Annotated in this window: 24 protein-coding genes; 5 read left to right on the forward strand and 19 right to left on the reverse strand. The window is 68.4% G+C overall.

The window, feature by feature from the left end; all coding sequences use genetic code 11:
- Window positions 1–45: 45 nt before the first annotated feature.
- From ABGI63_RS10660 to ABGI63_RS10730, 15 genes are all read right to left on the reverse strand, one after another.
- Window positions 46–975, reverse strand: a complete 930-nt coding sequence (locus tag ABGI63_RS10660) for a CysB family HTH-type transcriptional regulator (protein WP_349742410.1) — start codon at window positions 973–975, stop codon at window positions 46–48.
- Entirely contained in the window at window positions 972–1,952 is a 981-nt protein-coding gene (locus tag ABGI63_RS10665; RefSeq protein ID WP_349742411.1) for a sulfate/molybdate ABC transporter ATP-binding protein, read from the reverse strand. The genes ABGI63_RS10660 and ABGI63_RS10665 overlap by 4 nt, the downstream gene beginning before the upstream one ends.
- A complete protein-coding gene (gene cysW / locus ABGI63_RS10670; RefSeq protein WP_349742412.1) occupies window positions 1,949–2,839 on the reverse strand; it encodes a sulfate ABC transporter permease subunit CysW in 891 nt (296 codons plus the stop codon). Before cysW ends, ABGI63_RS10665 begins: the two co-directional genes overlap by 4 nt.
- Window positions 2,836–3,717 carry a sulfate ABC transporter permease subunit CysT gene (gene cysT, locus ABGI63_RS10675; RefSeq protein WP_349742413.1) on the reverse strand — a complete coding sequence of 294 codons (882 nt, stop codon included), beginning with the start codon at window positions 3,715–3,717 and terminating at the stop codon, window positions 2,836–2,838. Before cysT ends, cysW begins: the two co-directional genes overlap by 4 nt.
- Entirely contained in the window at window positions 3,717–4,709 is a 993-nt protein-coding gene (locus ABGI63_RS10680; protein WP_349742414.1) for a sulfate ABC transporter substrate-binding protein, read from the reverse strand. Before ABGI63_RS10680 ends, cysT begins: the two co-directional genes overlap by 1 nt.
- A gap of 129 nt (window positions 4,710–4,838) precedes the next feature.
- Window positions 4,839–5,642 (reverse strand): MetQ/NlpA family ABC transporter substrate-binding protein, encoded by an 804-nt coding sequence (locus tag ABGI63_RS10685; RefSeq protein WP_349742415.1) that lies wholly within the window; start codon window positions 5,640–5,642, stop codon window positions 4,839–4,841.
- Between the two features lie 25 nt (window positions 5,643–5,667).
- Window positions 5,668–6,396: an ABC transporter ATP-binding protein gene (locus ABGI63_RS10690; protein ID WP_349742416.1), complete on the reverse strand. Its 729-nt coding sequence runs from the start codon at window positions 6,394–6,396 to the stop codon at window positions 5,668–5,670.
- Entirely contained in the window at window positions 6,396–7,232 is an 837-nt protein-coding gene (locus ABGI63_RS10695; protein WP_349742417.1) for an ABC transporter permease, read from the reverse strand. Before ABGI63_RS10695 ends, ABGI63_RS10690 begins: the two co-directional genes overlap by 1 nt.
- Before the next feature lie 10 nt (window positions 7,233–7,242).
- Window positions 7,243–8,235, reverse strand: a complete 993-nt coding sequence (locus tag ABGI63_RS10700) for an aliphatic sulfonate ABC transporter substrate-binding protein (protein WP_432767403.1) — start codon at window positions 8,233–8,235, stop codon at window positions 7,243–7,245.
- On the reverse strand, window positions 8,232–9,629 hold the full coding sequence (locus ABGI63_RS10705) for an LLM class flavin-dependent oxidoreductase (protein WP_349742419.1): 1,398 nt from the start codon (window positions 9,627–9,629) through the stop codon (window positions 8,232–8,234). Before ABGI63_RS10705 ends, ABGI63_RS10700 begins: the two co-directional genes overlap by 4 nt.
- Window positions 9,626–10,438 carry a MetQ/NlpA family ABC transporter substrate-binding protein gene (locus ABGI63_RS10710; protein ID WP_349742420.1) on the reverse strand — a complete coding sequence of 271 codons (813 nt, stop codon included), beginning with the start codon at window positions 10,436–10,438 and terminating at the stop codon, window positions 9,626–9,628. Before ABGI63_RS10710 ends, ABGI63_RS10705 begins: the two co-directional genes overlap by 4 nt.
- A gap of 26 nt (window positions 10,439–10,464) precedes the next feature.
- The gene (locus tag ABGI63_RS10715; protein WP_432767404.1) at window positions 10,465–11,142 is read right to left on the reverse strand and encodes a methionine ABC transporter permease; all 678 of its coding nucleotides are present in this window, start codon (window positions 11,140–11,142) and stop codon (window positions 10,465–10,467) included.
- A complete protein-coding gene (locus tag ABGI63_RS10720) occupies window positions 11,135–11,947 on the reverse strand; it encodes a methionine ABC transporter ATP-binding protein (protein ID WP_349742421.1) in 813 nt (270 codons plus the stop codon). Before ABGI63_RS10720 ends, ABGI63_RS10715 begins: the two co-directional genes overlap by 8 nt.
- Window positions 11,948–11,957: 10 nt before the next feature.
- Window positions 11,958–13,175, reverse strand: coding sequence for an acyl-CoA dehydrogenase family protein (locus tag ABGI63_RS10725; protein WP_349742422.1), 1,218 nt, complete (start codon window positions 13,173–13,175; stop codon window positions 11,958–11,960).
- A 306-nt stretch (window positions 13,176–13,481) separates the two neighbouring features.
- On the reverse strand, window positions 13,482–14,810 hold the full coding sequence (locus ABGI63_RS10730; RefSeq protein WP_349742423.1) for an O-acetylhomoserine aminocarboxypropyltransferase/cysteine synthase family protein: 1,329 nt from the start codon (window positions 14,808–14,810) through the stop codon (window positions 13,482–13,484).
- Between the two features lie 155 nt (window positions 14,811–14,965).
- On the opposite strand from ABGI63_RS10730, the gene ABGI63_RS10735 reads away from it, so the two are divergent.
- The 5 genes from ABGI63_RS10735 to ABGI63_RS10755 all read left to right on the forward strand — a co-directional run bounded on the left by ABGI63_RS10735 (window position 14,966) and on the right by ABGI63_RS10755 (window position 19,703).
- The gene (locus ABGI63_RS10735; protein ID WP_349742424.1) at window positions 14,966–16,006 is read left to right on the forward strand and encodes an isopenicillin N synthase family dioxygenase; all 1,041 of its coding nucleotides are present in this window, start codon (window positions 14,966–14,968) and stop codon (window positions 16,004–16,006) included.
- Between the two features lie 91 nt (window positions 16,007–16,097).
- On the forward strand, window positions 16,098–16,997 hold the full coding sequence (locus ABGI63_RS10740) for a TauD/TfdA dioxygenase family protein (RefSeq protein ID WP_349742425.1): 900 nt from the start codon (window positions 16,098–16,100) through the stop codon (window positions 16,995–16,997).
- Window positions 16,998–17,020: 23 nt separating this feature from the next.
- Entirely contained in the window at window positions 17,021–18,028 is a 1,008-nt protein-coding gene (locus ABGI63_RS10745) for an ABC transporter substrate-binding protein (protein ID WP_349742426.1), read from the forward strand.
- Window positions 18,028–18,846 carry an ABC transporter ATP-binding protein gene (locus tag ABGI63_RS10750; protein WP_349742427.1) on the forward strand — a complete coding sequence of 273 codons (819 nt, stop codon included), beginning with the start codon at window positions 18,028–18,030 and terminating at the stop codon, window positions 18,844–18,846. Before ABGI63_RS10745 ends, ABGI63_RS10750 begins: the two co-directional genes overlap by 1 nt.
- Window positions 18,843–19,703, forward strand: a complete 861-nt coding sequence (locus tag ABGI63_RS10755) for an ABC transporter permease (RefSeq protein WP_349742428.1) — start codon at window positions 18,843–18,845, stop codon at window positions 19,701–19,703. The genes ABGI63_RS10750 and ABGI63_RS10755 overlap by 4 nt, the downstream gene beginning before the upstream one ends.
- A gap of 2 nt (window positions 19,704–19,705) precedes the next feature.
- On the opposite strand, the gene ABGI63_RS10760 is transcribed toward ABGI63_RS10755, so the two are convergent.
- From ABGI63_RS10760 to ABGI63_RS10775, 4 genes are read right to left on the reverse strand one after another with little or no spacing between them, the layout of a single operon-like run.
- Entirely contained in the window at window positions 19,706–20,350 is a 645-nt protein-coding gene (locus ABGI63_RS10760) for a peroxiredoxin (RefSeq protein WP_349742429.1), read from the reverse strand.
- Window positions 20,351–20,386: 36 nt separating this feature from the next.
- Window positions 20,387–21,256, reverse strand: coding sequence for an ATP-binding cassette domain-containing protein (locus tag ABGI63_RS10765; protein ID WP_349742430.1), 870 nt, complete (start codon window positions 21,254–21,256; stop codon window positions 20,387–20,389).
- The gene (gene ssuC, locus ABGI63_RS10770; protein ID WP_349742431.1) at window positions 21,253–22,065 is read right to left on the reverse strand and encodes an aliphatic sulfonate ABC transporter permease SsuC; all 813 of its coding nucleotides are present in this window, start codon (window positions 22,063–22,065) and stop codon (window positions 21,253–21,255) included. Before ssuC ends, ABGI63_RS10765 begins: the two co-directional genes overlap by 4 nt.
- Window positions 22,037–22,450, reverse strand: a complete 414-nt coding sequence (locus ABGI63_RS10775) for a VOC family protein (RefSeq protein ID WP_349742432.1) — start codon at window positions 22,448–22,450, stop codon at window positions 22,037–22,039. The genes ssuC and ABGI63_RS10775 overlap by 29 nt, the downstream gene beginning before the upstream one ends.
- Window position 22,451 lies beyond the last annotated feature (1 nt).

The raw sequence follows: 22,451 nt of genomic DNA on the forward strand, positions 1-22,451 counted from the left end.
CGCTGCCTGTCCTCCAACTTATTCCGATAAGGATATGAACAAGGATCAGGCCTCGCTCAGCGCGGCGCGCACCGCGTCCTCGCTGAGGTCGGCCACGCACTCCTGCAGGAAACGATAGGCATAGCCGCGCAGATAGTGGCCGCGCTTGAGCGCGATGTGGGTGGTGTTGGCCTCGAACAGATGGGCGGCGTCGAGCAGCTGCAGGCCCTGGTCGCGCTGCGGCTCGAAGGCCATCGCCGCGACGATGCCGACGCCCAGTCCCACCTGCACATAGGTCTTGATCACGTCGGCATCGAGCGCCGACATCACCAGGTCTGGCGCCAGGCCGGCCTTGGCAAAGGTCGCGTCGATGCGTTCGCGGCCGGTGTAGCCCTGGTGGTAGGTGATCAGCGGGTGTTCAGCGATCTGCTCCAGGGTCAGATCTTGCCCGCTCAGCTGTGCCAGCGCATGCCCCTGCGGCACGACCACCGCATGGTGCCAGTCGTAGAAGGGGAAGGTGACGAAGGCATTGTTCTTGCCCAGCGCCTCGGTGGCGATGCCGATGTCGGCCTCGCCGGACTCCAGGAGCGCGACGATCTCGGCCGGGCTGCCCTGGTGCAGCACCAGATGAACCTTGGGATAGGCGGCCTTGAAGCGCGCCACCACCTGGGGCAGGGCATAGCGGGCCTGGGTGTGGGTGGTGGCGATGCTCAGCTGGCCGACATCGGCATCGGCGAACTGTTCGGCCAGGCGTTTGATGTTCTTGGCGTCGAGCAGCATGCGCTCGACGATCACGGCCAGCTCCTTGCCGGGCGCGGTCAGGCCCAGCAATCGCTTGCCATGGCGCACGAACAGGGCCACGCCCAGCTCGTCCTCCAGGTCCTTGATGTGCTTGCTGACGCCCGACTGCGAGGTGAACAGCGCCTCGGCCACATCGGTGAGGTTGAAGTTCTGCTGGACCGCTTCGCGGATGATGCGCAGTTGCTGGAAGTTCATGATTCGAAGGCGCTCAGGCTGGAAGCCGTCAAGCGTACCCGCTGGCCCGGTTGCAGGTTCAGTGCTTCGGCCTGCTCGCGCACCAGCTCGGCCTCCAGATGCTGGCCATCGGCGCCGATCAGCTCGACGCGGCTGGCCACGCCGAAGCTGAGCACCCGCGAGACCTGGGCCGACCAGCCCTCGCTGCCCGGCTGGGTATGGACCTGCAGCTGATGCGGCCGCACAAAGGCCGGCCGGCCCTCGTACTCGAGGCGGTTGGTGGTGCCGAGGAAGCCGTAGACAAAAGGCGTGGCCGGGCGCTCGTAGACCTCGGCCGGCGTGCCGACCTGCTCGACCTTGCCATGGTCCATCAGCACCACGCGGTCGGCCACCTCGAGCGCCTCTTCCTGGTCATGGGTCACGAAGATGCTGGTGATGTGCAGATCGTCGTGCAGCCGGCGCAGCCAGCGGCGCAGCTCCTTGCGTACCTTGGCGTCGAGCGCGCCGAAGGGCTCGTCGAGCAGCAGCACGCGCGGCTCGACCGCCAGCGCACGCGCCAAGGCGATGCGCTGGCGCTGGCCGCCGCTGAGCTGCGGTGGGTAGCGGTCCGACAGCCAGTCCAGCTGCACCAGGTTCAGCAGCTCATGCACCTTCTTCTTGATCTCGCTCTCGCTGGGGCGCTGCTTGCGCGGCTTGACGCGCAGGCCGAAGGCGACGTTGTCGAACACCGTCATATGGCGGAACAGCGCGTAGTGCTGGAACACGAAGCCGACCTGGCGCTCGCGCACATGGGTGTCGGAGGCGTCCTCGCCCTCCAGCAGGACCTGGCCCCGGTCGGCCGTCTCCAGCCCGGCAATGATGCGCAGCAGCGTGGTCTTGCCGCAGCCCGAGGGGCCCAGCAGCGCGACCAGCTCGCCGGTCGGGAAGTCGAGCGAGACATCGCCCAGCGCGGTGAAGCTGCCGAAGGATTTGTGGATGTTGCGGACCTGGATGCTCATGGCGCTTCCTTGACTTGGGAGTGGGCTTTCCACTCGACGATTTGTTTGATGACCAGGGTCAGCAGGGCCAGCAGGGCCAGCAGCGAGGCGACCGCGAAGGCGGCGGCGAACTGGTATTCGTTGTAGAGGATCTCCACATGCAGCGGCAGCGTGTTGGTGTAGCCGCGGATATGGCCCGAGACCACCGAGACCGCACCGAACTCGCCCATCGCGCGCGCATTGCACAGGATCACGCCGTAGAGCAGGCCCCATTTGATATTGGGCAGCGTGACGCGCCAGAAGGTCTGCCAGCCCGAGGCGCCCAGCACCGTGGCGGCCTCCTCCTCGTCGCGGCCCTGGGCCTGCATCAGCGGGATCAGCTCGCGGGCGATGAAGGGGAAGGTCACGAACACGGTGGCCAGCACGATGCCCGGCACCGCGAAGATGATCTTGAGGTCGTTGCTTTGCAACCAGGGGCCGAACCAGCCCTGGGCGCCGAACAGCAGCACGAAGACCAGGCCGGCGACCACCGGCGAGACCGAGAAGGGCAGGTCGATCAAGGTGATCAGCAGCTGCTTGCCGCGGAAGTCGTGCTTGGCGATCGCCCAGGCCGCGCTGACGCCGAACACCAGGTTCAGCGGCAGGGAGATGGCCGCCGCCGTCAGCGTGAGCCAGATGGCCGAGACTGCATCGGGCTCCAGCAGGGCCGCGATATAGACGGCCCAGCCCTTGCGCAAGGCCTCGATGAAGACCGTCAGCAGCGGCAGCACCAGGAACAGCAGGAAGAAGCCCAGGCCCAGGGTCAGCAGCGTGCGGCGCACCCACGGCGCCTCACGGGTGGCGGGCTTGCTTTGATAGAGCCCGCCGGGCTTGCGGCTGGTCGTCAGTGTGGAGACTGCGGCGCTCATGATTTCTTGCCATCCTGTCCGTTGCGACGCGAGCTCCAGGCCTGCAGGCCGTTGATGGCCAAGAGCAGCACAAAGGAGAACACCAGCATCACGGCCGCGATCGAGGTCGCGCCCACATAGTCGTACTGCTCCAGCTTCGCGATGATCATCAGCGGCGTGATCTCGCTGACCATCGGGATATTGCCGGCGATGAAGATCACCGAGCCGTACTCGCCGACGGCGCGGGCAAAGGCCAGCGCGAAGCCGGTCAGCAGGGCCGGCAGCAGCATCGGCAGTATCACCAGGCGAAAGGTCTGCCAGCGATGCGCGCCCAGCGCCGCCGCCGCCTCTTCCAGCTCGGTCTCCATATCCTCCAGCACCGGCTGCACCGTGCGCACGACAAAGGGCAGGCCGATGAAGATCAGTGCGATCAGGATGCCCAGCGGCGTGAAGGCCACCTTGATGCCGTAGGGGGCCAGCAGCGAGCCGAGCCAGCCGTTGCCGGCATAGAGCGCGGTCAGGGCGATGCCGGCCACCGCAGTGGGCAGCGCGAAGGGCAGGTCGACCAGCGCGTCGACCAGTTTCTTGCCCGGGAACTCGTAGCGCACCAGGGACCAGGCCAGGATCAGGCCGAACACCAGATTGATCAGGGCCGCCAGCAGCGAGGTGCCGAAGCTGAGCTGGTAGGAGGCCACGACGCGCGGCGCCGTGGCCGCCGCCCAGAAGGCCTCGAAACCATGGCCGCCGGCCTTGATGAAGACCGCCGACAGCGGGATCAGCACGATCAGCGACAGATAGAAGACGGTGAAGCCCAGCGTCGGGGCAAAGCCCGGCAGGACACGGCGCGGTTTTCGCAGCGGCGCGCTGTTCGGCGCGCCGCTCAGGACAACGGTAGTCATCAGCGCTTCAGAACCAGTTGGTCGTAGACGCCGCCGTCGGCGAAGTGGGTCTTGACCACGGCCGGCCAGCCGCCCAGCAGCGAGTCGACCGTGAAGGTCTTGACGGCCGGGAAGCGCGCCGCATGGCGCTTGGCCACCTCGGCGTCGCGGGGGCGGAAGTTGTGCTTGGCGAGGATTTCCTGGCCCTCGGGGCTGAACAGGAAGTTCAGGTAGGCCCGTGCCGCCTCTGCGGAGTTCTTCTTCGCGACCACCTTCTCGTTGATCGCGACGGGCGCCTCGGCCTCGATCGTGATGCTGGGGTAGACCACCTCGTACTTGCCCTTGCCGAACTCGTTCTCGATCAGCTCGGCCTCGTTCTCGAAGGTCACCAGCACATCGCCGATATCGCGCTGCGTGAAGGTGGTGGTGGCGCCGCGGCCGCCGCCGTCCAGCACCGGCACGTTGCTCAGCAGCTTGGCGACGAAGTCGCGGGCCTGGGCCTCGGTGCCGCCCCTGGCGACCACGCTGCCCCAGGCCGCCAGATAGGTGTAGCGGCCGTTGCCCGAGGTCTTGGGGTTGGGGACGATGACGCCGGTGCCGGGCCGGGTCAGATCGGCCCAGTCCTTGATGCCCTTGGGATTGCCCTTGCGCACCAGGAAGACCGTCACGCTGCTATAGGGGGCGGCGCCTTTCGGGAAGGCCTGCCGCCAGTCCTTGCGGATCACGTCCTTGTCGGCCAGGAAGTCCAGGTCCGAGGCCTGGTTCATCGTGATCACATCGGCATCCAGGCCGCTGGCCACCGCCAGGGCCTGGCGGCTCGAGCCGCCATGCGACTGGTTGACCGTGACGGCCTTGCCGCTCTTGGCCTGCCAGTGCTTGCTGAAAGCCGGGTTGACGTCCTTGTAGAGCTCGCGGCTGACGTCGTAGGAGACATTCAGCAAGGCGTCCTGGGCCAGGGCCGGCAGGGCGAGTGCAAGACCCAGGGCCAGGGTCGTGAGCGACTTTGTGAGCATGGTTTTCTTGTGCGACCCGCAGGTCTTGCTGATGCGAAGACCTGCAGAGTGCCAAGAAGCGCTTATTCGCGGAACGATAGTTTTGGTATTTGTTTATCCGGAATAAGCATTTCTGAAAAACAGCTATCGCTAGAAAGCCGGGATCAGCGAGCCCTTCAGGCTGGTGTCGACGAAGCTGCGCACCTCGGGCGACTGGAAGGCCTTGACCAGCTTGGCGACCCAGGGCTTGTCCTTGTCCTCGCTGCGCACCGCGATCAGGTTGGCATAGGGACTTCTGGCGTCCTCGATCGCGATCGCGTCGCGGCTGGGCAGCAGGCCGGCCTGCACCGCGTAATTGGTGTTGATGGCGCTGGCGTCCAGATCGTCCAGCGTGCGCGGCAGCTGGGCCGCCTCGACCTGGATGATCTGCAGGCCGCGCGGGTTCTCGGCGATGTCGGCCAGCGTCGCGCTGATGCCGGCCGTGGGCTTGAGCTTGATCAGCCCGGCCTTGGCCAGCACATTCAGCGCGCGGCCGCTGTTGCTGGGGTCGTTCTGGATGCCGAGCTTGGCGCCCCTGGGCAGCTCGGCCAGCGTCTTGTATCTCTTTGAATAGAAGCCCAGCGGCGCGGTCACCGTGTTGCCCACCGCGCTGATCTTGTAGCCGCGCGCCTGGATCTGGCTTTGCAGAAAGGGCAGGTGCTGGAAACTGTTGGCCTGCACATCGCCGGCGTCCAGCGCCGCATTGGGCTGGATGTAGTCGGCGAACTCGACGATCTGCAGCCTCAGGCCCTCGCGCTCGGCCACCTTCTTCGCGACCTCGGCGATCTGGGCATGGGGGCCGTTGGTGACGGCGATCTTGATCGTGGTGGCTTCCTGGGCCTGGGCCAGGCCGGCAGCGGCGAGGCTCAGTGCCAGCAGGGTCTTGAGGGTGAGGCGTTTATGGGCGGTTTTCATCGGCGTGTGTTGAAGAAAAGAAAAACTACAGCGCCTGCACGGCATGCAGGGCCTCCAGCACCTGGGCGCGCAAGGCGGCCAGTCGGGCATCGTGGCGGGCCCGCGGTCGCGGCAGCGCGACGTCCAGTTCGCGGGCAATGCGGCCCGGCGCGGCCTCCAGCACCAGCACCCGGTCGGCCAGCAGCACCGCCTCCTCGACATCGTGGGTCACCAGCAGCAGCGCGCTGCCATGGGCGCGAGCCAGCTCGGTGATCAGGTCCTGCAGCTTGATGCGGGTGAAGGCGTCGACGGCCGAGAAGGGTTCGTCCAGCAGCAGCAGGCGCGGCCGGGTGTAGAGCGCGCGGGCGATCGCGACGCGCTGGGCCTGGCCGCCGGACAGCTGCTTGGGCAGATAGCCCTCGCAGCCGGCCAGGCCGACCTCGGCCAGCAGCGCGGCCACGCGGGGCGCGTCATAGCCCCGGCCGATGTCGAAGCCGACGTTCTCGGCCACCGTCAGCCAGGGGAAGAGCCGCGGCTCCTGGAACACATAGCCGATCGCGCGGCTCAGGCCCTGCTGCGCCCGGCCGTCCAGCAAGACCTGGCCCTCGTAGTCGGGCTCCAGGCCGGCGACGATGCGCAAGAGCGTGCTCTTGCCGCAGCCGCTGGCGCCCACCAGGGCCAGCACCTCGCCGGCGGCCAGGCTCAGCCCCAGCTCGCCCAGCACCGGCTGGCTGCGACCCGGGAATCGCTTGTGGCGGATGTGCAGGTCCAGCATCAGCAGGCTGCTCCGCCAAAGCTGTCACGCCAGTGCAGCGCACGGGTTTCGATCGCCACCATCAGGCTGTCGCTGAGCTTGCCCAGCAGGGCCAGCAGCACGATGGCGGCCAGCACGATGTCGGCCCGGCTGGTCTCGCGGCCGTCGGTCAGCAGATAGCCCAGGCCGTGGCTGGCGGCGATCAGCTCGGCCGCCACCATGAACATCCAGGCCAGGCTCAGGCCGTTGCGCAGGCCGGTCAGCACCGCCGGCAGGGCGGCCGGCAGCAGCACCCGCCGCGCCAGCGCCGCACGCGAGAGCCCGCGCAGCCGTGCCACCTCGACCAGCTTGCGATCCACATCGCGAAAGCCCGAGGACACGCCCATGAAGACCGGGAAGAAGGCGCCGATCGCGATCAGCGTAATCTTGGGGGCCTCGTCGATGCCCAGCCACAGCAGCAGCAGTGGCACCCAGGCCAGTGACGGAATCGCGCGCAGCGCCTGGAAGCTCGGGTTCAGCAAGGCCTCGGCCCGCCGCGACAGGCCCACCAGTGCGCCCAGCAGCAGGGCCAGGCCGGCGCCCAGCGCGAAGCCGCCGGCCACGCGCAAGCTGCTGCTGCCGATATGGCCCAGCAGACCGCCTTGCCGGGCGAGCTCCTGCAGCGTCGCCAGCACATCGCTGGGGGCGGGCAGCAGGTTCGGGGCCACCCAGCCCAGGCGCACCGCCAGCTCGGCCAGCGCCAGCAGGGCCAGCGGCGGCAGCAGGCCCAGCCAGGCCAGCGGCAGCGTGCGCACCGGGGCCGGCGGCGCAGAACGCGGCGGCGCCAGATGGGCGATCAGCTCATGCTCGGCTGCCATGCTTGTCCCCTCAGGCGCGCAGCAGGCCGGCCGCGAAACGGGTGTCGACCAGATCGGTCACTGTTTTGTTCAGATCGGTGCCGGGCTTGACCAGTTGCTCGGCCAGCAGAATCGGCGCGGCCGCCTGCAAGGCCTTGATGTGCTCGGCGCCGGGCTGGGGTGTGCTGAGGTCGGTGCGCAGCTTGATCTGCAGCAGGGCCACCGGCAGGCTGACCTTGGCCTCCTCGGACAGGATCTTCGCGGCCTCGGTGGTGTTGGCCAGAATCCATTGGCGGGCCCGCTCGTAGCCGGCGATCACGCGCTGCACCTCGCGCGGGTGGCGGGCCAGAAAGTCCTCGCGCACATTCAGGAAGCCATAGGTGTTGAAGCCCACATTGCGGTAGAGCAGGCGGGCGCCGCTGCCCAGCTCGCTGGCGGCCATATGCGGGTCCAGGCCGGCCCAGGCATCGACGCGGCCCTGCTCCAGCGCGGCGCGGCCGTCGGCATGCTGCAGGGCCACATGCTCGATATCGCTGCGCTTCAGGCCCACGGTCTGCAGCGAGCGCAAGAGGAATAGATAGGGGTCGGTGCCCTTGGTGGCCGCGACCTTCTTGCCGCGCAGATCGGCCAGGCTCTTGATCGGCGAATCGGCACGCACCACCAGCGCGGTCCATTCGGGCCGCGAGTAGATATAGGGCGCCTTGACGGGAACGCCGTTGGCGCGCGCCAGCAGCGCGGCCAGGCCGGCGGTGGAGCCGATGTCGAGGCTGCCGGCGTTCAGGTACTCCAGCGCGCGGTTGCTGCCGGCGCTGAGCACCCAGCGCAGCGCGATACCGTCCTTCTTGAAATCTTCCTCCAGCCAGCCGAAGCGGCGCAGCACCAGGCTGGACGGCGAGTAATAGGCATAGTCGAGCCGGACTTCCTTGGGCGCTGCGTCGGCCGCGCGGGCCATCGTCGGCAGCGCGGCGGCCGCCAGGCCCAGCGCCAAGGTGTCGCGGCGGGTGATCAGGTGCTTGAGGCTCATGCGGCTCTCTCCAGTCCTTGTTCGTTCTGCAGCCGCAGCTGGCGGCCGGCGTGGGTGGGTTTGAGGCGGTCGCCCTGGCCGAACAGCTTGTAGCGCAAGGTGCCGGCCTCGTACTCGCGGCGGTAGCGGCCGCGGGCCTGCAGCTCGGGCACGATCAGGTCGACCACATCGCGCAGCGTTTCGTGGGCCACCGCATAAGTCAGGTTGTAGCCATCGATGCCGGTGGCGTCTGCCCAAGCGATCAGCTGATCGGCCACCTGGGCCGGGTCGCCGACCAGCACCGGACCGCGCCCGCCCAGGCCGATGAACTCGGCGGCCTCGCGCACGGTCCAGCGCTTGTTCGGGTCGGCGCTGCTGAAGGAGCCCAGCGCGGTACGGCCGGCCTGGGTGTCGACGTCCTCGATGGACGCGTCCAGCGCATAGCGGCTGAAGTCGACTCCGGTCCAGCCCGACAGCAGGGTCAGCGCGGCCTCGATGTCGATATGGGCGCGGTATTCCTCGTGCCTTGCGCGTGCCTCGGCCTCGGTGGTGCCGGTGATGATCAGCGCCTGCGTGTAGATCAGCACATCGTCGGCGCGGCGGCCGGCCTCGACCAGGCTGGCGCGCACGCCGTCCACATAGCCTTTGACCACCTTCTGGCTGGGCCCGCTGACGAACACGCATTCGGCATGCCGGCCGGCAAAGGCCTTGCCGCGCGAGGAGGTGCCGGCCTGGAACAGCAGCGGCGTGCGCTGCGGCGAGGGTTCGCTCAGATGGAAGCCCGGCACCTGGTAGTGCCGGCCCTGGTGGCGGATCGCATGCACCTTGGCCGGGTCGGTGAAGACCTTGCCGGCCTTGTCGCGCCGCACCGCATCGTCTTCCCAGCTCAGCTCCCAGAGCTTGTAGACCACGTCGAGGTATTCGTCGGCCAGGTCGTAACGCTCGTCGTGCGCCAGCTGCTGGCTCAGGCCCAGATTGCGCGCGGCGCTGTCCAGATAGCCGGTGACGATGTTCCAGGCGATGCGCCCGCGCGTCAGGTGGTCGAGCGTCGAGATCCGGCGAGCGAAGGTGTAGGGATGTTCATAGGTCAGCGCGCAGGTCACGCCGAAGCCCAGATGCTCGGTGACACCGGCCATCAGCGGCACCAGGGCCAGCGGATCGTTCAGCGGCACCTGGGCGCCATGCTTCAGCGCCGCATCGGCGCTGCTGTTGAAGACGTCGTAGACGCCCAGCACATCGGCCAGGAAGACGCCGTCGAAGCGCCCGCGTTCCAAGAGCCGTGCCAGATCCTGCCAGTAAGCCGGATCGGTGTAGCGGTGCGACTGGTCACGCGGATGGGTCCAGAGTCCTGGACTCTGATGACCCACCGTGTTCATCGCGAACGCATTGAACCGGATCTGCTTCGCCTGGCTCATTGCAAGAAGCTCGGCCGCGCGTAGCCGGGGAAGTTCTTCTCCAGCACCGCCTTGAACTCCGCCGTGCGGAAGGCCTCGGCCAGATCTCGCGCCCAGGGCTGCTCCTTGTTCTTGCTCTGCACGGCGGCCACCAGCAGGTAATGGTCGGGCGTCTTCTCCAGCACCACGGCCTCGGTCAGCTTCAGACCCGAGGAGATCGCGAAGTTTCCGTTGATGATCGCGTAGTCAGCGTCGTCCAAGGTGCGAGGCAGCTGGGCAGCTTCGAGCGGTTGCAGCTTCAGGTTCAGCGGGTTCGTCGCGATGTCCTTCTCGCTGACGCGCAGCGGGTCCAAGCCCGTCTTCAAGGTCAGCAGCTTCTGCTGCTCCAGCAGCACCAGCGCGCGGGCCAGATTGCTGGGGTCATTGGGCAGGGTGATGCGATCGCCGGCCTTGATCTCGGCGATGCTCTTGCGCTTCTTCGAGTAGATGCCCAGCGGCGCGATCGGGCCCTGCACCAGCTCCACCAGATCGAGCTTCTGGTCGGTCTTGAACTTGTTGAGGTAGATGATGTGCTGGAAGAAGTTGGCGTCCAGCGATCCCTGGGCCAGCGCGTGATTGGGCTGCACATAGTCGTTGAACTCGACCAGCTTGAGCTTGTAGCCCTTCTTCTCCAGCTGCGGCTGGATGCCAAGGCGCAGCACCTCGATATTGGAGCCAGCGGTGGCCCCGATGACCAGTTCCTTCTTGGTGGCCTGGGCAAAAGCGGGCAGTGCGGCGGTGGTGACGGTGGCAGCGGCCAGCGCGATCAGGGAGCGACGAACGATTTGCATGAAGAGTCTTCTTTCTGGGGTTTGAATCAGCGCTTGTCGAGCCGGCGCGCTGCGGTATTGCCGATGAACTGAATGATCTGCACCAGGGCTATCAGCACCGCGACGGTCAAGACCATCACGTCGGTCTGGAAGCGGTAGTAGCCGTAGCGAATCGCCAGGTCGCCGATGCCGCCGCCGCCCACGACGCCGGCCACAGCCGAATACGAGAGGAAGCTGATCGCCAGCACCGTCAGCGCCGTTACCAGGCCGGCGCGGGCCTCGCGCACCAACACGCGCAGCACGATCTGCAGCTCGGAGGCGCCCATCGCATGGGCTGCCTCGATCACGCCGCGCGGCACCTCGCGGATGCACTGCTCGACCAGGCGCGCAAAGTACGGAATCGCCGCAAAGGACAGCGGCACCGCCGCGGCCAGCGGGCCGATCGAGGTGCCGGCGATCACCCGCGTGAAGGGCACCAGAGCCACCAGCAGAATGATGAAAGGAAAACTGCGCACCGTGTTGACGATCCAGTTCAGCACGCGGTAGGCCGCCGGCCGGGCCAGCGACTGGCCCGGGCTCAAGAGGAATAGCAGCACGCCCAGCGGGCCTCCGAACAGGATCGCGGCGGACAGGCCGATGCACAACATCAGCGCGGTCTGGCCGAAGGACACCCACAGCTCGGGCAGGATGGCGACGATGTTCGCCGGCAGTAGCGTCTCAAGCATAGACAGCGGCCTCTTCCTGTTCCTGCAGCAGCGCCAGGCGCTGCAACTGGGCCAGCTCGCGGGCCAGCGCGGTCTTGCCGCGTGAGCCCGCCTCGGCCACCGGGAATTGCTCGACGATGGCGCCGTTCTCGATGACCGCAACCTGGCGGCAAAGCTGCTGCACGACCGTCAGCTCATGGGTGACTATGACGATGGTCACACCCAGGTTCTGATTGATGTCGGCCAGGGTGGCCAGCAGCTCGCGGGTGGTCTCGGCGTCCAGCGCCGAGGTCGGCTCGTCGCACAACAGCACGGCCGGCCGCGGCGCCAGCGCGCGGGCGATCGCGACGCGCTGCTTCTGGCCGCCACTCAGCTGGGCCGGATAGCTGTCGGCCTTGTCGGTCAGGCCCACCAGGGCCAGGCATTCGGCCACACGTACCGCGATCTCGGCGCCGCTGAAGTTACCGTGCAGGCGCAGCGGGAAGGCGACGTTCTCAGCCACGCTGGCGTTCTGCAGCAGATTGAACTGCTGGAAGATCATGCCGATGTTCTGGCGCGCGGCACGCAGCTCGCGTTTGGGCAAGGCCGTTAGCTCGCGCGCTGCGACGAAGACCCGGCCGGCCTCGGGCCGCTCCAGCAGATTGATCAGGCGCAGGAGGGTGGACTTGCCGGCGCCGCTCTTGCCGATCAGGCCGAAGATGTCGCCCTCGCGGATCTGCAGGCTGGCGTCCTTGACCGCGTCGAAGCGCTGGCCGTTAGGCAGGGTGAAGGACTTGGACAGGCCCTCGAGCCGGATCAGCGGCAAGTGTTGGATATTGCTTGTCATCGGGCGCTTTTCAGGAATAGGCCGTGGGGTCGGGAATGCGCGCATCCAGCACGTGGCGGCCGAGGTCGCGCAGCTTGTAGTCCACCGGGTCGTGCAGGGTGTGGACGCGGGCGTTGCGCCAGAAGCGGTCCAGGCCGAAGCGGGCCGAGGTGCTGCGCGCGCCGGTCAGCTCGAACAACTGGGTGCTGACCTCGATCGCAGCACGGTGTGCCAGCACCTTGGCCTCGGCGCTGGCGATCGCCACCGCGCCGCGCTCATCGGCCGTCAGCGCCTCGCCGCGCACGAGAGCGGCGGCCAGCTTCAGCGCGGCCTCATCCGCCAGTGCCTGGGCAGGACGCAGATAGAGCCACAGATCGCCATAGCGCTGCTGAATCAGTGGGTCGTCCGCAGCGCGCGTCACGCCCGAGGCAAACCAGGGCTTGCTGTGCGTCAAGGTGTAGCGGCGCGCCTCGTCGAAGGCGCCCTCGGCAATGCCGAGGTAGAGATTGACCATGATCAGCTGCGCGATCTGGGAGCGCAGCGTGGCCCGCGGCGTCGGCGTCGTGCCGGGCAGCTGCAGCAGCTCGGCGTCGGCCAGCCAGACCTCGTCGAAGCGCACCGTGCCGCTGTCGGTCTGGCGCTGGCCGAAGGCGTCCCAGTCGCTCTCGACCTGCACGCCCTCGCGCCGGGTCGGCACGATGCCGATCAGGAAGCCGCCATCGGCCGTCGTGGCCGACAGCGTCAGCCGGTCCGAGCCCAGCGCGCCGGAGCAGAAGCTCTTCAGGCCCTGCAGCCGGTAGCCGCCGTCCACGCGCCGGGCGCGCAGCCGGGTGTCGGCCGGGTTCAGCGCATTGCCCCAGAACAGGCGCTGCTCGGCGGTGTCGGCGAGATGGCGCTGGCCGTGTTGGGCCGCGGCCGGGCCGCCATAGAGTTGCACGCCGAACAGCTGCAGATGGTGAAAGCCCAGCACATGGGCCAGCGCGCTGTCGACCCGGGCCAGCCGGCGCACGGCACTGCAGAGCTCGGCCACGCCGCCACCCAGGCCGCCCAGCTCCGCCGGAATCGTCAAGGCCAGCAGACCGCTGGCGCGTATCAGCTCGCGCTCATGGGCGGCGTGGCCGCCCTGGCGGTCGCGTTCGACGGCCGTGGCCGCGAGCTGCTCGGCCAGGGCCTCAAGACCTGGCCCCAGGGCCTGGTGAAGTGTCGGGCCGGCGGCTGCCGGTGTCCGTATCAAGGTGCTGCTTGTCATTAGATTCGTCGCTGTGCTGCAAAAAACGGGGCCAGAACCGTGCCGGGGTCATCTCCTTCGCCATACCCCTATGACACCCCATGACAACCCAGGCACGGTCTGGCCCGTCCCATGCCGGCCCATGCCGGCATGTCTCAACGCTGTGAAGCGCTCCCTCTTTGTGGATCGAGCTCCGCAGGAGCTGACCTCTTCTTCTCTTCCTCTCTCGACATGCTCTCCAGCACGGTGTTCAGAGTAATGGCGGGCCGTGCCGCCGGCCACGAAGCAAATCGTTGAAGCTTGGGTGTTGCCTGCATAAGCGCCGATTCAGACCGCCGCCAGCGCCTGCTCCAGATCGGCCAGCAGATCGTCGATGTGCTCGATGCCCACCGACAGGCGCACCGTGTCCTCGCTGACCCCGGCGCGGTCGAGCTCGGCCGGCGAGAGCTGGCGGTGGGTGGTCGAGGCCGGATGGGTGGCCAGCGACTTCGCGTCGCCGATATTGACCAGGCGGGTGAAGAGCTGCAGCGCATCGAGAAAGCGCGCGCCGGCCTCCCGGGGTGACTGGCCGTCGGCGGCCTTGAGCCCGAAGGTCAGCACGCCCGAGGCCTTGCCGCTGAGGTATTTCTGCACCAGGGCGTGGTCGGGATGGTCCTCCAGCCCGGCATAGTTGACCCAGCCAACCTTGGCGTGGCTCTTCAGATGCCGGGCCAGCTTCAGCGCGTTCTCGCTGATGCGCTCGACCCGCAAGGCCACGGTCTCTATGCCCTGCAGGATCAGGAAGGCGTTGAAGGGCGAGATCGCCGCGCCGGTGTTGCGCAGCGGCACGACCCGCGCCCGGGTGATGTAGGCGGCCGCGCCGGCGGCCTCGGTATAGACCACGCCGTGGTAGCTGACATCGGGTTCGTTGAGGCGCTTGAAGCGGGTCTTGTGCTGGGCCCAGGGAAACTTGCCGGCGTCGATGATGGCGCCGCCGATGGCCGTGCCGTGGCCGCCCAGGTACTTGGTCAGCGAGTGCACGACGATGTCGGCGCCGTGCTCGATCGGACGGCTCAGATAGGGGCTGGGCACGGTGTTGTCGACGATCAGCGGCACGCCGTGGCGGTGCGCGATCGCGGCGATCTTCTCGATGTCGGTGACATTGCCCTGCGGATTGCCCAGCGACTCGACGAAGACCGCCTTGGTCTTGTCGTTGATCAGGGCCTCGAAGCTCTCGGGCTTGCGGTAGTCGGCGAACTGCGTGGCGATGCCGTACTGCGGCAGCGTGTGGGCGAACAGGTTGTAGGTACCGCCATAGAGGGCGCTGGAGGCCACGATGTTGTCGCCGGCCTCGGCGATGGTCAGGATCGCGTAGGTGACGGCCGCCTGGCCCGAGGCCACGGCCAGCGCAGCGACGCCGCCTTCCAGCGCGGCCAGCCGCTCTTCCAGCACGCTTTGTGTCGGGTTGTTGATGCGGGTGTAGATCGCGCCCTCGGCCTTCAGGTCGAACAGGTCGGCGCCATGCTGGGCGCTGTCGAAGGCGTAGGCCACGGTCTGGTAGATCGGCACGGCGGCCGCACGGGTCGTCGGGTCGGGCCGGTAGCCCGCATGCAGGGAACGGGTCTCGAAGCGCCAGTTCGGGTTCAGAGTGGGCTTGGGGTCGGGGCTGCTGCTCATCGTGCTGATCTCCGCTTGAATGGTGGGCACAGGCTAGGGCGGCGCCGCGCTGCCGCGAACTGCGCAGTGCGCATATGCATCTGCGCACTGCGCGCTTGGGACGCGGCGGCGGACCCACTAAGGTGACACGGACATCACGCGGGAGTGGACACACGATGAGCTCAGCAGCAAGCCAGAGATCGAGCGAAGCGACGGCCCTGCCGCTGCTGGACCTGCGCGACTTCAACGGCGGCACGCCAGCCAGCCGGGCCCGCTTCGTCACCCGCTTGCGCGAGACGGCGCACCGGGTCGGCTTCTTCTATCTGCAAGGCCATGGCCTGGGCGCCAACGAAGTGGCCGGCCTGTTCGCCAGCGGCCGTGAGTTCTTCGCGCTGCCGCGTGAGCGCAAGCTGGCGCTGCGCATGGTGAACTCGCCGCACTTTCGCGGCTACACCGGCCATGGCGAGGAGATCACCCGCGGCGCGCCCGACTGGCGCGAGCAGCTGGACATCGGCGCCGAGCGCGCGCTGCTGCCCGGTTCCGTCGAGCAGGCCTGGCGGCGTCTGCAAGGCCCCAACCAATGGCCGGCCGAGCTGCCCGAGCTGAAGACCCGGCTGCTGGCCTGGCAGGAGCAGATGGGCGGCGTGGCCCGCAGCCTGCTGCGCGCGCTGGCGCTGGCCCTGCAGCAACCCGAGCGCGGCTTCGAGGCCCTGTTCGAGCCCGAGCCGGTCCAGCATCTGAAGCTGATCCGCTATCCGGGCCGAGCGCCCGGGCAGGGCCAGCAAGGGGTCGGTGCCCACAAGGACAGCGGCTGCCTGACCCTGCTGCAGCAGGACCGCCAGGGCGGCCTGCAAGTGCAGTTCGGCGGCGGCTGGATTGAGGTGCCGCCGCTGCCGGGCAGCCTGGTCGTGAACTTGGGCGAGGTGCTGGAGATGCTGTCCGGCGGCTATCTGCGCGCCACGCTGCACCGCGTCGTCAGCCCGCCCAGCGGTGTCGAGCGCCTGTCGGTGGCTTATTTCCATGGGCCCCGTCTCGATGCCCATCTGCTGCCGCTGCAGCTGCCGGCCGATCTGGCGGCTCAGGCGCGCGGTGTCGAGATCGACCCGCTGAATCCGCTGATCCCCCATGCCGGCCGCAACTTCCTGAAAGGGCGGTTGCGCTCGCACCAGGACGTGGCGCAGGCCTTTTACGCGGATGTGCTGCCCACTGCTCGATAGGCGCTTGGGCCCTGTTTGATATCTGATTTTCGAGATTGGGTATGCGCTCCCATTCGTTCCTGTTCTGAGGCGGCCTGCCTAGAGTGCGGGCATGACGAATGCCACCTTGTCGCCCCCCGCCCAGACCCGCAGCGGGCAGGGCTTTGAGATCCGCGCCCTGACCGCTCCGCTGGGCGCCGAGGTGCTGGGGCTGGACCTGAGCCGGCCGCTGGCACCCACGGACTTCGCCCGGCTGCACCGCGCCCATCTGGACCACCATGTGCTGGTGTTCCGCGACCAGCGCATCACGCCGGCCCAGCAGCTCGAGTTCAGCCGGCGCTGGGGCACGCTGGAGATCCATGTGCTGAGCCAGTTCCTGCTGCCCGACCATCCGGAGCTGCTGGTGGTCTCCAATATCCGCGACGAGCAGGGACAGCCGATCGGCCTGGGCGACGCCGGCCATTACTGGCACTCCGACCTGTCCTACAAGGAACGCCCCAGCCTGGGCTCGATGCTGCATGCGATCGAGCTGCCCGAGGAGGGCGGCGATACCTTGTTCTCCAACCAGCACCTGGCCTGGGAGATGTGCCCCAAGGCGCTGAAGAGTGCGATCGAGGGCCTGCAGGCCGAGCACAGCTATCTGTGCAAGTACGAGGAGCTGCGCGCGCGCAACCCCTGGCGGCCGGCGCTGAGCCAGGCCCAGATCGACGCGGTAAAGCCCGCCGTCCATCCGGTGGTGCGCACCCATCCTGAGAACGGCCGGCGCGCGCTCTTCGTCAGCGAGCACTTCACCACCCGCATCATCGGCCTGCCCGAGGACGAGAGCCGCGCGCTGCTGCAGGAGCTGTTCGCGCTGAGCAGCCGTGCCGAGCTGGTCTACCGCCACGCCTGGCAGCCGCATGACATGGTGTTCTGGGACAACCGCTCGGTCACCCATCTGGCCGCCGGCTGCCCCGACCATCTGCGCCGCCGCCTCAACCGCAGCACCATCGCCGGCGATCGCCCGTTCTGATTCCCTCGTCCTCAGGTCACACCATGAAAACACCGCTGATCAAGACCATCGCCACGGCCGCCGCCTCGCTGGGCCTGCTGGCCGCCGCGCTGCCCGGCCATGCCGAGGGGCAGCTGCGCATTGCCGAGCAGTTCGGCATCGTCTACCTGCTGCTCAATATCGCCCAGGACCAGCAGCTGATCGAGAAGCACGGCAAGGCCGCCGGCATCCATATCAAGGTCGAGAATGTCAAGCTCTCGGGCGGCGCCGCCGTCAACGAGGCCTTGCTGTCGGGCAGCATCGATGTGGCCGGGGCCGGCGTCGGCCCGCTGCTGACGATCTGGGACCGCACCCAGGGCCGCGTGCGCGGCATCGCCTCGCTGGGCAACTTCCCCTACTACCTGACCACCAACAACCCGGCGGTCAAGACGATTGCCGACTTCAGCGACAAGGACCGCATCGCGCTGCCGGCGGTGGGCGTGTCGGTGCAGTCGCGGGTGCTGCAGCTGGCCTCCGCCAAGCTCTGGGGCGAGGCCCAGTACAACCGGCTCGACAAGCTGCAGGTCGCGCTGCCGCACCCCGAGGCCACGGCCGCCATCATCAAGGGCGGCAGCGAGATCACCGCCCACTTCGGCAACCCGCCCTTCCAGGAGCAGGGCCTGGCCGGCAATCCGAACGCCCGCATCGTGCTGAAGAGCTATGAGGTGCTGGGCGGCCCGGCCTCGGCCACCGTGCTCTACGGCACCGAGAAGTTCCGCCGCGAGAGCCCCAAGACCTACAAGGCCTTCGTCGACGCGCTGGCCGAGGCGGCCGCCTTCGCCAGCGCCAAGCCCGAGGCCTCGGCCGATATCTTCATCCGCACCAACAACTCCAAGATCGACCGCGAGTTCCTGATCAAGATCATCAAGAACCCCGAGGTGCAGTTCAAGCTGACGCCGCAGAACACCTACCCGCTGGCCGACTTCATGCACCGTGTCGGCGCGATCAAGGCCAAGCCCGGCTCTGCGCGCGACTACTTCTTCGACGACGCGCACAACGCTGCTGCCAACTGATGAGTGCCTTGCTGGAGGAGGTGCTGGCGCCCGCGCCGCAGCTCGCTGCCGCCCGCCCGCTGCTGCAGGTCCAGGGCCTGAGCCTGGAGTACGCGACGCCGGGACGCATCGTGCGTGCCACCCACCGGGTCGACTTCGCGGTGCAGGAGGGCGACCGTTTCGTGCTGCTGGGAGCCTCCGGCTGCGGCAAGTCCTCGCTGCTGAAGGCGGTCGGCGGCTTTCTGGTGCCGCGCGAGGGTCAGGTCTTGCTGGACGGGCAGCCCATCCACGGTCCCGGACCCGACCGGGTCGCGGTGTTCCAGGAGTTCGACCAGCTGCCGCCCTGGAAGACGGTGCTGGCCAATGTCGAGTTTCCCTTGCTGGCGAGCCGGCGCGCCGGCCGGACCGAGGCCCGCGAGCGCGCGCTGCACTGGCTGGACAAGGTCGGCCTGGCCGACTTTGCCGGCGTCTACCCCCATGAGCTCTCGGGTGGCATGAAGGCGCGTGTCGCGATCGCGCGGGCGCTGGCGATGGCGCCGCGCGTGCTGCTGATGGACGAACCCTTCGCCGCGCTGGATGCCTTGACGCGCCGGCGCATGCAGGAGGAGCTGCTGCGGCTGTGGCAGCAGGAGCGTTTCACGCTGCTCTTCGTCACCCATTCGATCGAGGAAGCGCTGGTGGTGGGCAATCGCATCCTGCTGCTGTCCCCGCATCCGGGCCGGGTCAGGGCCGAGCTCGATGCCGAGCGCTTCGATCTGAGCAGCGCCGGCTCGGCCGACTTCCAGGCCCAGACCCAGCGCATCCACCGTCTGCTGTTTTCCTCTCCCGAGCCTTCATGAGCACATTGCTGCGCCCCGAGTACGAGATAGCGCCGGCGCCGCTGCCGGCCGCTGCGCTGGAGCGGCGCCTGCCCTGGCTGCAGCGCCTGGCCCAGATCAGTGCGCTGCGGCGCGGCCTGATCCTGCTGCTGCTGGCCGGGCTGTGGGAGCTGCTGGCACGCTGGGCCGACAACGATCTGCTGCTGCCCAGCTTCAGCCAGACCGCCCGGGCCTTTGTCGAGGGCTGGCGCAGCGGCGAGCTGCTGCTGCGGGCCGGCATGTCGATCGGCTTGCTGCTGCAGGGCTATGCGCTGGGCGTGCTGCTGAGCCTGGCACTGACCGCGCTGGCGATCTCGACGCGCATCGGCCGCGATCTCTTGGCCACGCTGACGGCGATGTTCAACCCGCTGCCGGCCATCGCGCTGCTGCCGCTGGCCCTGCTGTGGTTCGGCCTGGGCCCGACCAGCCTGATCTTTGTGCTGGTGCATGCGGTGCTGTGGCCGCTGTCGCTGAATACCTTTGCCGGCTTCCAGGCCGTGCCCGAGACGCTGCGCATGGCGGGCCGCAACTACGGGCTCGGCGGTCTGCGCTTCGTGCTGCAGATCCTGGTGCCCTCGGCCCTGCCGGCCATCCTGTCGGGCCTGCGCATCGGCTGGGCCTTTGCCTGGCGCACCCTGGTGGCGGCCGAGCTGTTCTTCGGCGCCTCCTCGGGGCGCGGCGGCCTGGGCTGGTACATCTTCCAGAACCGCAACGAGCTCTACACCGACCGTGTCTTCGCCGGCCTGGCCATGGTCATCCTGATCGGCCTGGTGGTGGAGAGCCTGGTGTTCAACACCTTGGAGCGCCTGACCATCCGGCGCTGGGGCATGCAGAGGTAGGTTCAGCGCTTCCTGGGCAACTGGGTATAGCGCAGCCAGGGCCGCACCGCGTCAAAGCCCTGCGGGAACTTCTGCTTCAGGACCTCGGGGTCCTGGATGGACGGCAGGATCACGACATCGTCGCCGTCCTGCCAATCGGCCGGCGTGGCCACGCCCTGGTACTCGGTCAGCTGCAGCGAGTCGATCACGCGCAGGATCTCGTCGAAGTTGCGGCCGGTGCTGGCCGGGTAGGTGATGATCAGCCGCACCTTCTTGGCCGGGTCGATGATGAAGAGCGAGCGCACGGTGGCGGTGGTGCTGGCGTTGGGATGGATCAGGTCATAGAGCTCGCTCACCTTGCGGTCGGCATCGGCAATGATGGGGAACTCGACCTCGGTGCCCTGGGTGTCGTTGATGTCGGCGATCCAGCGCTGGTGCGATTCGACCGGGTCGACCGACAGCGCGATGGCCTTGACATGGCGACGCGCGAACTCGCCCGCGAGCTTGGCGGTGCGGCCCAGCTCGGTGGTGCAGACCGGCGTGAAATCGGCCGGGTGCGAGAACAGCACGCCCCAGCTGTCGCCGAGCCAGGCATGGAAGCTGATCGGGCCCTGGCTGGAGTCCTGGGTGAAGTCGGGGGCGATATCGCCGAGTCTGAGGCTGGCCATGCTGGGTCCTTGAGTGGTTGAAAAAACGATGCGATGTCACCAGGCCCAGCGCAAGGCCTGGGCCGGCAGCGCATCGGGCAGGGCGGCGGGTTCGGGCTCGGTCCTGGCCGGCTTGCTGAGCACACGGTCCAGCAGGCGCTGCTCCAGCGCGGCGAAGGCCGACCCATGCACGCGGGGCCGCGGCAGCGGGATGCGCTCGTCCAGCGCGACCCGGCCGTCCTCGATCAGCAGCACCCGGTCGGCCAGGGCCACGGCTTCCGAGACGTCGTGCGTCACCAGCAGCGCGGTGAAGCCATGGCGCAGCCACAGCCCCTCGATCAGGGTCTGCATCTCGATGCGGGTCAGCGCGTCCAGCGCGCCCAGCGGCTCGTCCAGCAGCAGCAGGCGCGGTGCATGGATCAGCGCGCGCGCCAGCGCGACGCGCTGGCGCTGGCCGCCGGAGAGCCGGGCCGGCCAGTCGCTGCCGCGCTCGGCCAGGCCGACCTGGGCCAGCGCCGCCTCGGCGCGGCCGCGCACATCGCTGCCCTGCAGACCCAGCGCGACGTTGTCGACCACCCGGGCCCAGGGCAGCAGCCGGGCGTCCTGGAACATGAAGCGGGTGTCATGGCCGGCCAGCCCGCTGATGGCCCCGCCCGATGGGGTCTCCAGCCCGGCCAGCAGGCGCAGCAGCGTGCTCTTGCCGCAGCCGCTGCGGCCGACGATGGCGACGAACTCGCCGGGCCGGATCTGCAGGTCCAGAGCCTGCAGCACCTGGCGCTCGCCATAGCGCTTGCTCAGGCCTTCGAGTCTGAGCGCGACGCCGGCCTCGGGCCGGGCCCGGCGCAGCGGCGCGGCCTCATGCGGACGCAGCGTCGGGAAGGCCAGCGCACTGGCGTTCAGCACATCGATTTCGCTGCTGAGGGTCATGATGCCTGATACCCCGGATGCCAGCGCAGCCAGGCGCGCTCAAGCCCGCGCGCCAGCACATCGGCCAGCTTGCCCAGCAGCGCATACAGAAGGATGCCGACCAGCACCACATCGGTCTGCAGGAACTCGCGCGCGTTCATCGTCATATAGCCGATGCCGGCCTGGGCCGAGAGGGTCTCGGCGACGATCAGGAGCACCCACATCAGGCCCAGCGAGAAACGCACGCCCACCAGGATGGAGGCGGTGGCGCCGGGCAGTATCACCCGGCGATAGAGCTGCCAGCCCGAGAGGCCGTAGGAGCGCGCCATCTCGATCAGCGCCGGGTCGACCGAGCGGATGCCGTGGAAGGTGTTCAGATAGAGCGGAAAGAACACACCCAGCGCGACCAGGAAGAGCTTGGCCGTCTCGTCGATGCCGAACCACAGGATCACCAGCGGGATCAGGGCCAGCGGCGGGATGTTGCGCAGCATCTGCAGGCTGGAGTCCAGCAGGGTCTCAACCCAGCGCAGCGAGCCCGTCAGCAGGCCCAGGGCCAGTCCCAGGCCGCCGCCGAGCGCGAAGCCCAGCAGCGCGCGGCCGGTGCTGACCCAGACATGGCCCCACAGCTCGCCCGACGAGGCCAGCGCGACGAAGGCCCTGCCCACCGCCAAGGGCTCGGGCAGCACGCGGGTCGACAGCCAGCCCCACTGGGCGCTGAGCTGCCAGCCGGCCAGCAGGGCCAGCGGCAGCAGCCAGGGCAGCAGCCAGGGCAGCAGCCGCTGGACGGTCAGGCGGCCCCAGTCAGAGCGCCAGCTTGAGTTCGGTGACATGGTGGTCTCGCAGCACAAAAGGACTGGTTTCGGCCGGCGCCTCGATCAGCTCCAGGCGGTTGCCGAAGGGGTCTTCGGTATAGGCGCGGCCCTCGGACAGCAGGCCGCGGTCCACCGGATGCTCGGCCGCCTGCAGGCGGCGCAGCAGCGGGGCCAGGTCTTGCACGGTCAGGGCCAGATGGGCTTGCGGCGCGACGCCGCTGTACAGCCCTTCGCTGAGGTCCAGGCGCGAGCCACCCAGCGCGAAACGCAGCACGCCGGGCCGGTCCAGTGCCGGGTCGCGGTGCTCGCGCAAGCCCAGCAGCGACTCGTAGAAACGCCGCGCCACGCGCGCGCCGCCGGGCGGCATCGGCAGCTGCACATGGTGGACGAGGGCAGCGCTCATG

Source organism: Roseateles cavernae (genome assembly GCF_040187885.1).
Lineage (GTDB): Bacteria > Pseudomonadota > Gammaproteobacteria > Burkholderiales > Burkholderiaceae_C > Roseateles_E > Roseateles_E cavernae.

Coding starts and splice junctions, on each gene's coding strand:
- ABGI63_RS10690 (WP_349742416.1), bottom strand. CDS start 6,396: ATGCTGGACCTGCACATCCGCCACAAGCGATTCCCGGGTCGCAGCCAG.
- ABGI63_RS10735 (WP_349742424.1), top strand. CDS start 14,966: ATGAGCTCAGCAGCAAGCCAGAGATCGAGCGAAGCGACGGCCCTGCCG.
- ABGI63_RS10700 (WP_432767403.1), bottom strand. CDS start 8,235: ATGAGCCTCAAGCACCTGATCACCCGCCGCGACACCTTGGCGCTGGGC.
- ABGI63_RS10715 (WP_432767404.1), bottom strand. CDS start 11,142: ATGCTTGAGACGCTACTGCCGGCGAACATCGTCGCCATCCTGCCCGAG.
- ABGI63_RS10765 (WP_349742430.1), bottom strand. CDS start 21,256: ATGACCCTCAGCAGCGAAATCGATGTGCTGAACGCCAGTGCGCTGGCC.
- ABGI63_RS10745 (WP_349742426.1), top strand. CDS start 17,021: ATGAAAACACCGCTGATCAAGACCATCGCCACGGCCGCCGCCTCGCTG.
- cysW (WP_349742412.1), bottom strand. CDS start 2,839: ATGAGCGCCGCAGTCTCCACACTGACGACCAGCCGCAAGCCCGGCGGG.
- ABGI63_RS10760 (WP_349742429.1), bottom strand. CDS start 20,350: ATGGCCAGCCTCAGACTCGGCGATATCGCCCCCGACTTCACCCAGGAC.
- ABGI63_RS10725 (WP_349742422.1), bottom strand. CDS start 13,175: ATGACAAGCAGCACCTTGATACGGACACCGGCAGCCGCCGGCCCGACA.
- ssuC (WP_349742431.1), bottom strand. CDS start 22,065: ATGTCACCGAACTCAAGCTGGCGCTCTGACTGGGGCCGCCTGACCGTC.
- ABGI63_RS10710 (WP_349742420.1), bottom strand. CDS start 10,438: ATGCAAATCGTTCGTCGCTCCCTGATCGCGCTGGCCGCTGCCACCGTC.
- ABGI63_RS10775 (WP_349742432.1), bottom strand. CDS start 22,450: ATGAGCGCTGCCCTCGTCCACCATGTGCAGCTGCCGATGCCGCCCGGC.
- ABGI63_RS10685 (WP_349742415.1), bottom strand. CDS start 5,642: ATGAAAACCGCCCATAAACGCCTCACCCTCAAGACCCTGCTGGCACTG.
- ABGI63_RS10740 (WP_349742425.1), top strand. CDS start 16,098: ATGACGAATGCCACCTTGTCGCCCCCCGCCCAGACCCGCAGCGGGCAG.
- ABGI63_RS10720 (WP_349742421.1), bottom strand. CDS start 11,947: ATGACAAGCAATATCCAACACTTGCCGCTGATCCGGCTCGAGGGCCTG.
- ABGI63_RS10665 (WP_349742411.1), bottom strand. CDS start 1,952: ATGAGCATCCAGGTCCGCAACATCCACAAATCCTTCGGCAGCTTCACC.
- ABGI63_RS10750 (WP_349742427.1), top strand. CDS start 18,028: ATGAGTGCCTTGCTGGAGGAGGTGCTGGCGCCCGCGCCGCAGCTCGCT.
- ABGI63_RS10695 (WP_349742417.1), bottom strand. CDS start 7,232: ATGGCAGCCGAGCATGAGCTGATCGCCCATCTGGCGCCGCCGCGTTCT.
- ABGI63_RS10705 (WP_349742419.1), bottom strand. CDS start 9,629: ATGAGCCAGGCGAAGCAGATCCGGTTCAATGCGTTCGCGATGAACACG.
- ABGI63_RS10680 (WP_349742414.1), bottom strand. CDS start 4,709: ATGCTCACAAAGTCGCTCACGACCCTGGCCCTGGGTCTTGCACTCGCC.
- ABGI63_RS10660 (WP_349742410.1), bottom strand. CDS start 975: ATGAACTTCCAGCAACTGCGCATCATCCGCGAAGCGGTCCAGCAGAAC.
- cysT (WP_349742413.1), bottom strand. CDS start 3,717: ATGACTACCGTTGTCCTGAGCGGCGCGCCGAACAGCGCGCCGCTGCGA.
- ABGI63_RS10730 (WP_349742423.1), bottom strand. CDS start 14,810: ATGAGCAGCAGCCCCGACCCCAAGCCCACTCTGAACCCGAACTGGCGC.
- ABGI63_RS10755 (WP_349742428.1), top strand. CDS start 18,843: ATGAGCACATTGCTGCGCCCCGAGTACGAGATAGCGCCGGCGCCGCTG.